Annotated in this window: 10 protein-coding genes; 8 read left to right on the top strand and 2 right to left on the bottom strand. The window is 39.2% G+C overall.

Annotated features, from left to right (window positions below):
- The first annotated feature begins 14 nt into the window (after positions 1-14).
- Both LRP83_RS17930 and LRP83_RS17925 read left to right on the top strand, forming a co-directional pair.
- The gene (locus LRP83_RS17930) at positions 15-1,436 is read left to right on the top strand and encodes an aldehyde dehydrogenase family protein (protein ID WP_230498078.1); all 1,422 of its coding nucleotides are present in this window, start codon (positions 15-17) and stop codon (positions 1,434-1,436) included.
- Positions 1,437-1,463: 27 nt separating this feature from the next.
- Complete coding sequence (locus LRP83_RS17925) at positions 1,464-2,423, top strand: D-2-hydroxyacid dehydrogenase family protein (protein WP_230498077.1); 960 nt, start codon at positions 1,464-1,466, stop codon at positions 2,421-2,423.
- Positions 2,424-3,036: 613 nt separating this feature from the next.
- Here LRP83_RS17925 and acnA read toward each other — a convergent pair.
- Both acnA and LRP83_RS17915 read right to left on the bottom strand, forming a co-directional pair.
- Positions 3,037-5,781, bottom strand: coding sequence for an aconitate hydratase AcnA (gene acnA, locus LRP83_RS17920; RefSeq protein WP_230498076.1), 2,745 nt, complete (start codon positions 5,779-5,781; stop codon positions 3,037-3,039).
- 96 nt (positions 5,782-5,877) lie between these two features.
- Complete coding sequence (locus LRP83_RS17915; protein WP_230498075.1) at positions 5,878-6,738, bottom strand: LysR family transcriptional regulator; 861 nt, start codon at positions 6,736-6,738, stop codon at positions 5,878-5,880.
- A gap of 241 nt (positions 6,739-6,979) precedes the next feature.
- On the opposite strand from LRP83_RS17915, the gene LRP83_RS17910 reads away from it, so the two are divergent.
- From LRP83_RS17910 to LRP83_RS17885, 6 genes are all read left to right on the top strand, one after another.
- Complete coding sequence (locus LRP83_RS17910) at positions 6,980-7,612, top strand: class II aldolase/adducin family protein (protein ID WP_230498074.1); 633 nt, start codon at positions 6,980-6,982, stop codon at positions 7,610-7,612.
- Between the two features lie 44 nt (positions 7,613-7,656).
- Positions 7,657-8,460 (top strand): sugar phosphate isomerase/epimerase family protein, encoded by an 804-nt coding sequence (locus LRP83_RS17905; protein ID WP_230498073.1) that lies wholly within the window; start codon positions 7,657-7,659, stop codon positions 8,458-8,460.
- An 88-nt stretch (positions 8,461-8,548) separates the two neighbouring features.
- Positions 8,549-9,619: an isocitrate/isopropylmalate dehydrogenase family protein gene (locus LRP83_RS17900; RefSeq protein WP_230498072.1), complete on the top strand. Its 1,071-nt coding sequence runs from the start codon at positions 8,549-8,551 to the stop codon at positions 9,617-9,619.
- 26 nt (positions 9,620-9,645) lie between these two features.
- Positions 9,646-10,923 (top strand): four-carbon acid sugar kinase family protein, encoded by a 1,278-nt coding sequence (locus tag LRP83_RS17895; RefSeq protein ID WP_230498071.1) that lies wholly within the window; start codon positions 9,646-9,648, stop codon positions 10,921-10,923.
- 22 nt (positions 10,924-10,945) lie between these two features.
- A complete protein-coding gene (locus tag LRP83_RS17890) occupies positions 10,946-11,614 on the top strand; it encodes an aspartate/glutamate racemase family protein (protein ID WP_230498070.1) in 669 nt (222 codons plus the stop codon).
- A 264-nt stretch (positions 11,615-11,878) separates the two neighbouring features.
- Positions 11,879-12,937: an Ldh family oxidoreductase gene (locus LRP83_RS17885; RefSeq protein ID WP_230498069.1), complete on the top strand. Its 1,059-nt coding sequence runs from the start codon at positions 11,879-11,881 to the stop codon at positions 12,935-12,937.
- Positions 12,938-12,939 lie beyond the last annotated feature (2 nt).

Genomic DNA, 12,939 nt, shown 5'->3' with positions numbered 1-12,939 from the left:
GGGGGGACTTTTTTATGGAAAAAAAGCAACTGTATATCAATGGGGAATGGGTTGACACGAAAGAATTTTATGAACTGGCTTCACCTTATAATGGAGAAATAATCTCACGAGTACCATTAGCAGAAGGTTCACATGTTGAGGCAGCTTTGTCTAGTGCACATAAAGCTACGGCTGTGATGAGAGGGCTTACCTCACTTGAAAGGTCGGATATTTTAAGAAAGGTTTCAGATTTGTTCGAAGAAAGGCTAGAAGAATGTGCGATTATTTTAACAAAGGAAGCTGGGAAACCATTGAAAGCGGCGCGTATGGAAATTATGCGTACGATCGAAACCTATCGCTTTGCGGCTGAAGAGGCAAAACGAATTCATGGTGAGACCGTCCCGATGGATGCAGCAAAAGGCGGAAAAGGTAAATTCGGTTTTACAAAGAGGGAACCACTTGGTGTCATTGTCGCCATTACACCATTTAATTTTCCATTCAACTTAACCGCACATAAATTAGGTCCTGCATTTGCGGCAGGTAACACGGTTGTGTTGAAACCAGCATCCCAAACCCCTTTAAGTGCGTTGATGACTGCTCGTCTTTTTGAGGAGGCTGGACTACCATCAGGTGCCTTAAATGTCGTTACGGGTAGAGGTGGGGACATTGGTGATAGTCTTGTAAAAGATAAACGTGTAAAGATGGTCACTTTCACTGGAAGCTTAGAGGTTGGTCGCGCCATTAAAGAAAAAGCAGGTTTAAAAAGAGTCACGCTTGAGCTTGGTTCTAACTCTGGTGTCATTATTGACAGTGTAGAAAACTTAGAGGCTGTTGCAGCACGTTGCGCAGAAGGAGCGTTTTCTTTTGCAGGGCAGGTCTGTATTTCTACGCAACGGATTTATGTAAGGGAAGAGTTTTATGAAGAATTTTTAAGATATATGGTTGAAAAAACAGAAAAATTAGTGGTCGGAGACCCTAGTTCGGAGCTTACTGATATATCTGCCCTAATTAATAGTCGGGAGACCGAACGTATTGAGCAATGGATCCATGAAGCAGAGCAGGGCGGTGCATCGATTGTAACTGGTGGTAAAAGAGAAGGTACGATCCTGCGACCTACTATTATGACAAACGGTCATCCGAAATTGTCATTATCCTGCAATGAAGCCTTTGGACCTGTTGTACTTGTGAATTCATACAAAAATTGGGATGAGGCAATACAACTCATCAATGATTCTGATTACGGTTTGCAGGCAGGTGTTTATACGACCTCTGTTCATAAAGCTTTTGATGCATTTGAACGTCTGGAGGTTGGAGGGGTTATCATTAATGATATACCCACATTTCGTGTTGACCAAATGCCGTATGGTGGTGTAAAAAATAGTGGAATTGGAAAAGAGGGAATCAAGTATTCCACCGAAGAAATGACCGAGTTGAAATTTGTCGCATTCCATTTATAAGATATTTACCGAAGGAGGAAGGCCGGTTTGAAGCTCAAATGTGCAATTCTCGATGATTACCAAAATGCTGCATTAACGATGGCGGATTGGTCAGTTATAAACTCGAAAGTAGATGTAGAAGTTTTTCAAGAACATTTTAAGAGTGAAGATAAGCTAATAAACGTTTTGGATAATTATGAAATTATCGTGATTATGAGAGAAAGAACAGCTTTTTCTGCTTCCGTTATTTCACGTCTACCTAAATTAAAGCTACTCATCACTTCCGGTATGAGGAATGCTTCCATTGATTTGGCAGCTGCAACTGCACATGGTGTAACAGTATGCGGAACAGGTAGCCGCTCAGAGCCTCCCCTCGAATTAACTTGGGCTCTAATACTAGGTTTATCTCGTCATATCGTGAAAGAGAATCAGTCAATACGTGAAAATGGACCTTGGCAAAGTACGATTGGAGTAGATTTATTTGGAAAGCGATTGGGTATCATCGGGCTTGGGAAAATTGGGAGTAAGACAGCACAGGTAGGTAAAGCCTTTGGCATGGATGTTGTGGCATGGAGTCAAAACTTGACTGAGGAAAGAACAGCTGAGGTAGGTGTCACACTGGCATCGTCCCTTGAGGAATTACTTACTCAAAGTGATTTTGTATCCATCCATTTGGTCCTTAGTGAACGAACTAAGCATCTTATTGGGGAGAGGGAGCTGCAGCATATGAAATCCCAGGCTTATCTGATTAACACATCCAGAGCCGCAATCATTGACCAATCAGCCCTTATTACGGCGTTAGAAAATAACTGGATTGCAGGTGCAGGTCTTGATGTGTACGAGCAAGAACCATTGTCAGATAACCATGTTTTTCGCAAGCTTGATAATGTTCTAGCCTTACCGCATCTAGGCTATGTCTCAGAGAACAATTATCGCATCTATTTTAAAGAGGCCGTTGAAAATATTCAAGCCTATCTGGATGGACAACCGATTAGGAAAATAAACTAATTGACCTATTAAACTACAAATCCCTGCTTTCGCTCCGAAGATGCGATAGCAGGGATTTTTTATTAAATGATAGGAAAGCGAGGGAAAATACGGTTGAAATGCGTCAAAAATGTGAAAAAGTCGGAATTAATTCATATTTGGTCGGAATTCTCGTAAGAAAAGTCGGAATCATACTTCAAAAAGTCGGAATCATACTTCAAAAAGTCGAAATTAATTTATGCTCGTACAAAAAACTATAAAAAAGGTAATTTAGAAGTTGAAATCCCCTTGTTTTAGCGAAAAACTATATTTAAAAAATCAAATACATCATTTTATAGGCTTGTTCGGATATTTTATGTGCGGAATTTTACAATATATGCGCGGCTTTCCAGGTTTTATGTGCGGGTATCCAAAGTTTATGTGCGGGTATCCAATTTTTATGTGCGGGTATCCAAGATTTATGCGCGTACTTCCACAATCAATGCGCAAATTTCACAAAGCTATAACAAATAAAGCATCCAAACCCAACTTCTCCTTGCAGCTAATCTATTTAATTTCAAAAAGAAGCAGAGAATTCTCCCTGCTTCCAACACACTCTTATAAAATAATAAAATTCATTGCGCGTGCCTATTTATTAAATAGAATTGGTAGTAGACCCAGATCCAGCCAACATTTTTTTCACCACTGTTTGCATAATTCCACCATTCTTGTAATACTCAACTTCAACAATACTATCTAGTCGAACAATGGCGTCAAAACTAAATTGACTTCCGTCTTCTCGAACACCGCGTATTTGTATGGTCTGGCCAGGCTGAATATCCTCGTCCAGCCCTACCGTTTCAAAGATTTCCCGTCCCGTGATTCCCAGCTTTTCAATATTGTTACCGTCAGCGAATTGCAAAGGAAGCACACCCATCCCGACTAAATTACTACGATGGATTCTCTCAAAGCTTTCTGCAAGAATCATTTTAACCCCCAGTAAGTAAGGTCCTTTAGCAGCCCAATCACGAGAACTCCCGGTACCATATTCCTTGCCAGCTATAACTAGTAAATTGGTATTGCTAGATTGATATTTCATCGCTGCATCATAGATGGACATGACTTCACCACTAGGGAAATGAGTGGTGACCCCGCCCTCGCTACCAGGAACAAGTCTATTCCGAATGCGGACATTACCAAATGCACCGCGCATCATGACCTTATGGTTGCCCCTTCTTGAAGGGTAGGAGTTAAAGTTTTTTGGCTGAACACCTTGTTCAAGTAAAAATAATCCTGCAGGACTATCTGGCTTAATGGCCCCAGATGGCGAAGCATGGTCCGTTGTTACAGAGTCACCTAGTAATGCCAACACACGAGAATAGCGAATATCCTGAATACCCATTGATTTTCCTTCTACTAAATGATTTAAAAACGGTGGTTCTTGAATATAGGTTGATTGATCATCCCATTCATAAAGCTCACTTTCAGGGGCTTGTATGTTATTCCAACGTGTATTGGCACCGTATACGGAAGCATATCTTTTGCGAAATAACTCAGGATGTATCCATTTGTTCATGTAATTCTGTACTTCTTCTGATGTTGGCCAAATATCTTTTAAAAATACAGGCTGATGATCGAATCCGTAACCAATTGGTTCTCTATGGACATCGATATTTACCGTTCCAGCTAGGGCATAGGCAATGACAAGTGGCGGTGAAGCCAAATAGTTTGCTTTAATCTGTGGATGAATTCGCCCTTCAAAATTACGATTACCTGATAACACAGAGGCTGTAAGTAAATCATTATCCACAATGGCTTTACTAATTTCCTCTTCTAATGGTCCTGAGTTACCTATACAAGTAGCACAGCCAAATCCAGCAATATGAAAACCAAATTCCTCCATATACGTTAATAATCCTGATTGAGATAGATAGTCAGCGACAACTCTAGAACCAGGTGTTAATGAGCTTTTAACGTAAGCTGGTTTTTGCAAGCCTTTTTCTACAGCCTTCTTGGCTAGTAGTCCCGCACTAATTAAAACAGTCGGATTGGATGTGTTTGTACAGCTAGTAATAGCAGCTAACACAACAGCTCCCTGCTCTAAAGTCACTTTTTCCCCTGATGTTAATATCACTTCAACCTTTTTATGTTGATCTCCCTCAGGAACCCCATAACCACCATTCTCAATCGAATTACATAGAGAATGCTGATAGCTTTGTTTCATTTTTTTCAGTTCAACTCGGTCCTGTGGACGCTTTGGACCTGCAAGACAAGGTTCCACTGTAGATAAATCCAACTCAATAATCTCAGGATAATCAGGATCCTCATCATCAAGATTCATGAACATGCCTTGAGCTCTATAGTAAGCTTCAATGATTGAGATTTGTTCTTCATCTTTTCCTATCGATCTTAAATAGTTTATCGTTTCTTGATCTACTGGAAAAAAGCCCATCGTTGCTCCGTATTCTGGAGCCATATTAGCGATAGTTGCCCGTTCAGCTACACTCATCTTACTAACACCTGGACCGAAGAATTCTACAAATTTGCCTACTACTCCTTTAGTTCTAAGGATATTGGTTATCGTTAAAGCTAAATCTGTTGAAGTGGTTCCCTCAGGTAAAGCACCACTTAAACGAAAGCCAATAACTTTTGGAGTTACAAAATAAAGTGGCTGATCGAGCATAGCGGCCTCAGCTTCAATTCCTCCGACGCCCCAAGCCACAATACCAAGTCCATTAATCATCGTTGTATGTGAGTCAGTTCCGACAAGTGAATCTGGAAATAGTACATTTTTTCCATTTATTTGCTGCTTAACAGCCACAGAAGAAAGAAATTCCATGTTAATTTGATGCATAATTCCTGTAGAAGGAGGGATGATATTCAAATTTTTAAATGCTTTTTGTGCCCATCTAAAAAAACGAAAACGCTCATAGTTTCGTTCGAATTCGGTTTTTTCATTGGCTTCTAGTGCAAGAGGAGTGCCAAAGTAATCTACGGTAACAGAATGGTCAACAACTAGATCCACAGGTATAGCGGGATTTACTATAGAAGGTTTTCCACCAAGGCGAGCAACTGATTCACGCATCGCAGCTAAATCAACTAATGCTGGTAAGCCAGTCGTATCATGAAGGAGAATTCGAGCAGGTTTAAACGGCACTTCTTGATGAGAATGAACCTTACCATTCCATGTTGCAAGTGTTTTGATATGCTCATCGGTTATAGAAATCCCGTCGTAGTTTCGGAGAGCAGACTCTAATAGAACCTTTATCGAAAATGGAAGTCTTGAAACGTGACCGCCCCCCATTTTTTCTAGAGTTTTTAGACTATAGTATTCATAATTATGCCCGTCTATTTTTAATGTGGAACGTGATTGAGAGGCATATTTTGTTGGATGTGACATGAGCTTTCAACTCCTAAATTGGTTGTTAGGAGTAGTATAAGCTTCAAAAAACATTGTGAAAAATACGAATTCAGCATGAGTTATTATAACTTATTATTATATCGAAATTTCTTTGATGAATTCGACGAATGCTTTTACAACGTTTTGTTCCATGGAACTTTCATGGTAGAACATCCATGTAGGGCGAAGTATGGGAGTGCCGTCTTTATCTTTTAATGGAATTTGATAAATGTCCGGTTTATCTTGGAAAAACAAATGTGGCATAATCGAATACCCAATACCTCTGGTAACCATCTCTTTACACGTATCACCACGATCTACTTTCATAATAACCTGGGGAGGTTTAGGATAATTATTGTTCCACCAGTTATCTACTAATGACTTAAATAAGTGATCCGTTCCAAAGTCAACCCTTGGAAGGTCAGGAAGCTGCTCTAAAGTAATTTTTGACTTGCTTGCTATGACTACATTTTCATTGAAAAGTAAGAGCTTTTGGTCTGGCCAACTATAATCTCCACGTACTAACCCAATATGTAAATGGTTACTGTATGTTAAGTTGAAAATTTCTTTACTTACCCCAGTCTCTACCTGAAAGGACACTTTAGGATATTTTTCTGTAAATTGTTGAATGATCTCAGGAAGTATATATTTACCGAAGAAATTGGTAACACCAATCCTTAAGGTTCCGACAATATCATCATTCATATTTGATACATCTTCTTTTATTTCTCTATATAAAGTTAGCATTTGCGAAGCACGATGAGCTAAATATTCGCCTTGAGAAGTAAACTGAACACCGCGAATTCCTCGATCCACGATTTTGACCCCAAATTGTTCTTCGATTTGCATCAATCTCTTTGTTAAGGCAGGCTGGGAAACAAATAATATTTCAGCAGATTTTGTAATGTTTTTTTGCTCGAAAAGAACATCTAATATTTTCCAGTCGCGTTCATCCATTTTTGTTCCTCCTGTTCTTTTAAGCATAGGTTAAGCAAATATTTTTATTATTCTATTACTTTACCATAATTTTCTGTTAGCTTGTAGTTTTCACAATAGCAAAGTTGTGTGTCTATTAAAAAATCTCATCAGTTTAGCCATAAACTAAATCTATGGCTCTATATACAAGATTCATATTTTATATCAGTTCAATTATGTAATACATTTTTTATAAGAACTATTTTGCTTGGAGGAAAGTGAAATGGAAATAGGTCAACAATTAATAGACGTAGGAAGATACATGTTATCCAACCAACTTGCATGGGGGACTTCAGGGAATATTAGTGTAAGGCTCGATTCTGATCAGATGTTAATTACAGCTTCTGGAACTTTTATGGGGGATTTATCTCAGGAGGATTTTGTGAAGTATAACTTTCACACAGGTCATTATGTCGGCGCTCGTAAAGCCTCCAAAGAAACGGTGATGCATTCTGGCATTTATCAAAGGAGAACCGATGTCGGGGCAATCTTACATTCCTCCCCTTTTTATACTACATTGATGGCTAGCAGCAACGAACCTATCCTCTCTAACTTGTTTATCGAAACTATGTATTATCTTGAGAATGTTGCCTATGTAGATTATTTTCATCCTGGTTCGAAGGAATTGGGAGAGGCAGTAGCAGAGCAATCTTCTAAAGCAAATATAGTTATAATGCGTAATCATGGGGTCACGGTGTTTGATGATACCGTGAATGAAGCTTTAATGAGACTAGAAACTTTAGAAATGGCATGCCGTATGATTATTACAGCTAAATCAGCAGGGATTCATTTTAATAGAATTCCAACTCATGTAGTGAGTAGTTTCTTGGAAGAATCCCGTTATAAGACTAGATAGAAACTAAATTAATCGCCCAAAGTAGCTAGGAAGAAGGTGGAAGGATGAAGCTAGCTTACGTTTATGGAACAAGTGAAACCGTTGCACCTGTATTAGGTGCTAGAGGAGATGCTCATACTATTTTTCCTAGGCTAAAAGACAGTGGGTATGTAGCTATTGAGCCATTTGTAAGAGACCCAAAGCTGATTGATATTGTAGCTTTTGAGAAAAATTTGAACCGGTATGGATTGGAAGTTGCAGCTGTAGGTACTGGCCCCGTTGTAAGTGACGACAAGTTAACCTTTACTGATCATAAAAATGACAGTCGTGCTGAAGCAGTAAAGAGAGTAAAGGACATTGTTGATTTTGCCTCTAGGTTTGGTGCCCCTATCAATATTGGGAAATTAAGAGGGGAAATTGATGTCAATCAACCAGAGCAATCATGGAAATGGATGAAAGAAGGTTTTATTGAAGTTTGTGAATATGCTGAAAAGCGTGGAATTAATATTATGTTAGAGCCGCAGAACAAAAAAAATATTAATAATATTCATTCCACTGTAGAGGCTCTTGACTTCATAGAAGAAATGAATATTTCAAATTTCTACTTAATGTTGGATATCTATCATATGTCCTTTGAGAATAGAAACATCTCATCAACCTTTGCAAAGGCTAAAAATAAGTTATTGCATCTTCATTTTGCTGATCGAAATCGTGTCGTACCTGGAAAAGGAGATTTTGATTTTGGTTGTGTGATCCAATCATTGGGAGATATTCAGTATGAAAACTATATTTCTTTGGAAGTTACTTATGAAAAGGATTGGTATGAAGAAGCAAAAAGTGCTGCTTCATTCTTATCTCTACTTAAATAGCAATTATTAAAGCTAACATTTTTAGGAAAAGTCATAGTAGTTTTGCAAATTTAGATTAATAGATTCATTTAGAGAGGATGAAATAATAATGGCAAGCTATAAAATTGGTGTACTTTACGGAGATGGAATTGGTCCTGAAATAACAAAAGCAACAGTGGATGTGCTAAGTGCGGCCTCTAGATTAGTAGGAACAACGCATTTTGAATATGTAGAGCTCCCGATGGGGTGGAATGGAATTGAACAATATAATGATCCAATGCCCCAGTTTACGAAGGATGCACTAAAAGAAACACACGGATGGATAATGGGACCCCATGACTCCGCAGCCTATCCTGCTGAACATAAAATTAATAGAAACCCAAGTGGTGAGCTGAGAATTTCCTTTGATTTATATGCTAACGTTCGGCCCGCTAAAACGATGGAAGGAATTCGAAGTGTTGTAGGTGAAGCAGATTTAGTCATTTATCGAGAAAATACAGAAGGTTATTATAGTGACCGAAATATGTTTGTTGGTACTGGCGAGTGGATGGTGACTCCAGATATCGTGATTTCATCAGGAGTTTTTACGAGAAAAGCGATAGAGAGAATTGCTCATGCAGCCTTCAAAATGGCAGGGCAACGTCGAAAAAAAGTGACTATTGTTCATAAAGCCAATGTCATTAAGCTTGGTAGTGGGTTGTTCTTAAATGTATGTCGTGAAGTGGGGCAACAATATCCGGAAGTGGAAATAGATGATTATCATATCGATGCGATGGCAGCCCATCTTGTTAGACGTGCCAAAGACTTTGATGTCATTGTTACAGAAAATATGTTCGGCGATATATTATCAGATTTAGCAGGCGAATTAGTCGGCAGCCTAGGCTTGGCACCATCCATCAATAGCAATGATCAACAAGCGATGGCACAGGCGGCACATGGTTCGGCACCTGATATTGCTGGAAAAAACATTGCCAACCCTACTGGCATCATGCTTTCTACAGTCATGTTCCTAGACTGGCTTAGTGTTCAACACAATGATTCAAATGTTGCCGAAATCGCTAGAATTATCGAAAATGGATTGTTAACTGCCGTTTCAGATGGTGTAAAAACGAGGGACCTTGGTGGCAGTGCGTCTACAACAGAATTTACGCAAGCTATTATCGAAAGACTTGGAGTTTAGATTTTGTTTTCAAGGAGTGAATAAAGATGCTTGGTGTGGTTGCAGACGATACAACCGGTTCAAATGATATCGGCTTAATGTACAGCAAAAATCGATACACAGCGAAGGTTGTCGTTTTTGATGAGAAAATGGAAAACGATTCAGATGCTGATGTGCTGATCATTGATACAGACAGTCGCTTAGACTCTCCAGAAGAAAGTTATCAGAAGGTATTTGAAGCTACTAAAGTATTGCAGAAAATGGGATGTACGTTATTTTTCAACAAAACCTGTTCAGTCTTTCGCGGTAATATTGGTAAAGAATTTGATGCGATGTTAGATGCGTTAAATGAGGACTTTGCCGTCATAAGTTTAGCTTTTCCTAAAAATGGTCGGAAGACAATCAATGGTATTCATACCGTACATGGCAAGCTCTTAGAGGAATCAGAATTTGCTAACGATCCAGTTCATCCAATGCACCAATCAAACCTAGTGGAAATTTTACAGCAACAAACTTCCCGTAAAGTAACAATGGTCCCTATGGAATTCGTAAGGAGGGGACCAGTAGAGTTACGAAAAGAAATTGAAAAACAACGCCACCATTATCACTATTGTATCTTAGACTCGGAGAACCAATCAGATTTAGCGATAGTGGCAGAGGCTATTTATGATATGCCTGTTCTAGGGGGTAGCTCGGCTATTGCTGAGGAATTACCTAAATTTATGAAAATGGAGCTTGTGGAAACTCCGGTTAAGGATTTAATCATAAATGATCCGAACGGTGTATTAATAGTGTCAGGCAGTCTCACTCCACAAACACGTTCTCAAACCGCACACTTAATCGAAATAGGAACGGCTGCAATCATTTTGGATTCACGGAAGGTTTTTCAACAAAAGGACAGAGATTTTGAAATTGAACGAATAACAAGATTAGCCCAAGAAATCATTGCATCGGGAAATGACGTATTAATGATGGCTGATAATCGGGAGGAAATGGTAGCTGAAACAAAAAAATTGGGTAAACAGCATCTTCATGATGAGTTGACCACAAGTAAAATGATTTCATCAGCCTTAGCTGATGCTACCCAATTGATTATCCAACGTACCGGTTTAAAGAGGTTAGTGGTAGCGGGGGGAGATACGTCAGGAACTGTTTGTCGCCGTTTAGGAATTAAAGGTAACTATATTTTGGAAGAAATCGAAACAGGCTTACCATCGGGATTAACATTAGATCAATCCATGCTCATTGTTTTAAAATCTGGCAGTTTCGGTAAGCCGGATTTTCTAGAAACAGCGGTTAAACATTTAAAACAATTATTCAACTAATAATTTAGATTGAGGTGTCGACATGCCAACAATCGGGCTCATTCATGCCACACTTAATTCAGTGCAGCCTATCCTTGAAGCCTTTAAACAGAATGCACCTGATGTGAAACTTTTGAATTTTATGGATGAAGGGTTAATTGATGAATTGAATCAAACCAATATCGTGACGGATAGTATGGTAGAACAATTAGTTTCATTAATGAAACGGGCAGAAAGTAGAAGGGTAGACGGAATTCTGTTAACTTGTTCATCTTTCTCACCCTACGTAGAAGCGGTGAAAGATACGTTTTCTGTACCCGTTTTAAGCGCTGATATTGCTATGTTGGAACATGCAATAGATTTATCAGATCGTATTGGTGTCATTGCCACTGTTAGTGCTGCAGGACCAACAACTACTAAACTGCTTGAAGAAATAAGTGAAAAAAATAATAAAGAAATTGATATTCAGACCCATGTCCTTACAGATGCCTTCACTGCCCTTCAACACGGGGATACAGAAAAACATAACCGTTTAATTCGTGATAAAATTATTGAACTTTCTAAAACATCTGATGTAGTAGTTTTGGCACAAATGTCTATGTGTCGAGCTTTACATGGCTGGGATGAATCCTCAAAACCAGTTCTGACTAGTCCGGAAATTAGTATTAAAAAGATTTTAAGTGAAATCAAAGGTATCCAAAAATCAAACTAATAGGCAAATAGTTTAGATCAATAGAAATAGTCTAGTGATCTATTTCTATTTTAGGGGTCTGCGTTGAGGAAGCTTAATGACAGAAGGGAAAGAAAAGTGAGGAAGCTGTCACGAATAGAAGCTAATAGTTACCATCAAAAATCAATGAAGCAGTAACATACACCTATCATTCTAATATTTTATCCTTGGCTATAGCTTTTATGGATTTTATACCTTTTTGGGACCGTGCTACTATTAAGAAAAAGGTGAGCTGGAGGTGCAGATATGTCAGAAATAATTTTATCAGAAAAAGAATTAACCCTGGTAGCTGAACGTTTATTCCTAGCTGGAGGTTTGAGGGAGCAGGATGCAAAAACGATTGCAAAGGATCTTGTTGCAGCCAATCTTCGAGGCTTGGATTCACACGGTGTGTCCCGTATCCCTATGTACCTTGAACGTATTCGAAGAGGTGTAGTAAAAGCACAGCCAGATATTACAGTAACTAAAATCACTTCAGCGGTTGCTTCGGTCGATGGTGATGATGGTATGGGATTTTTAGCTGCGCATCGGGCAATGGATGAAGCGATTAAGCTTGCAGCTGATAGTGGAATTGGTTTAGTAGGCGTAAAGAGGAGCACCCACTATGGAATGGCTTCACTTTATGTACAACAAGCTCTGGAAGCAGGATACATCGCTTTGGCGTATACAAACTCTTCACCAGCACTTCCTGTATGGGGCGGTCGCACAGCCTTTCTTGGTGCAAGTCCGTTTGCGGCTGCCGTTCCTGGTGGTCAAGAAGAGACGCCTTTTGTATTAGATATGGCGATGACGGTTATTGCTAGAGGGAAAATTCGATTGGCAGCTACCCATGGGGAAGAAATACCTCTTGGCCTAGCATTAGATAAAGATGGTGCTCCTACAACTGATGCATCCGAAGCATTTGAAGGGGTCTGCTTACCATTTGGAGGAGCAAAAGGTGCAGCACTTGCTATGTTAATGGATTTACTAGCTGGCGTCCTTACGGGGGCAAATTATGGTGGTGATGTGAAGAGCTTATATTTTGATCATTCTGAGCCTCAAAATGTTGGCCACTTATTCATTGCCATCAAGCCAGATCTCTTTATGTCGAAGGAAGAATTTGAAAATCGAATGGATACCTTTGTTTCTCGGGTAAAATCGCTACCAAGAGCTCAAGGATTTGACGAAATTTTAATACCTGGGGAACCTGAAGGACGTAGGACTAGAGAAAGGCTTGATTTTGGTATTCCTTTAACGGAAGAAGTTAGAAACAGTCTCTTGAAAGAAGCAGAACATCTAGGTATAGTTATTTCAGATGTTTTGTAATA

This window comes from Pseudoneobacillus rhizosphaerae, from assembly GCF_917563885.1.
GTDB classification, from domain to species: domain Bacteria; phylum Bacillota; class Bacilli; order Bacillales; family Cytobacillaceae; genus Pseudoneobacillus; species Pseudoneobacillus rhizosphaerae.
This window is presented reverse-complemented; position numbering and strand designations above follow the sequence as displayed.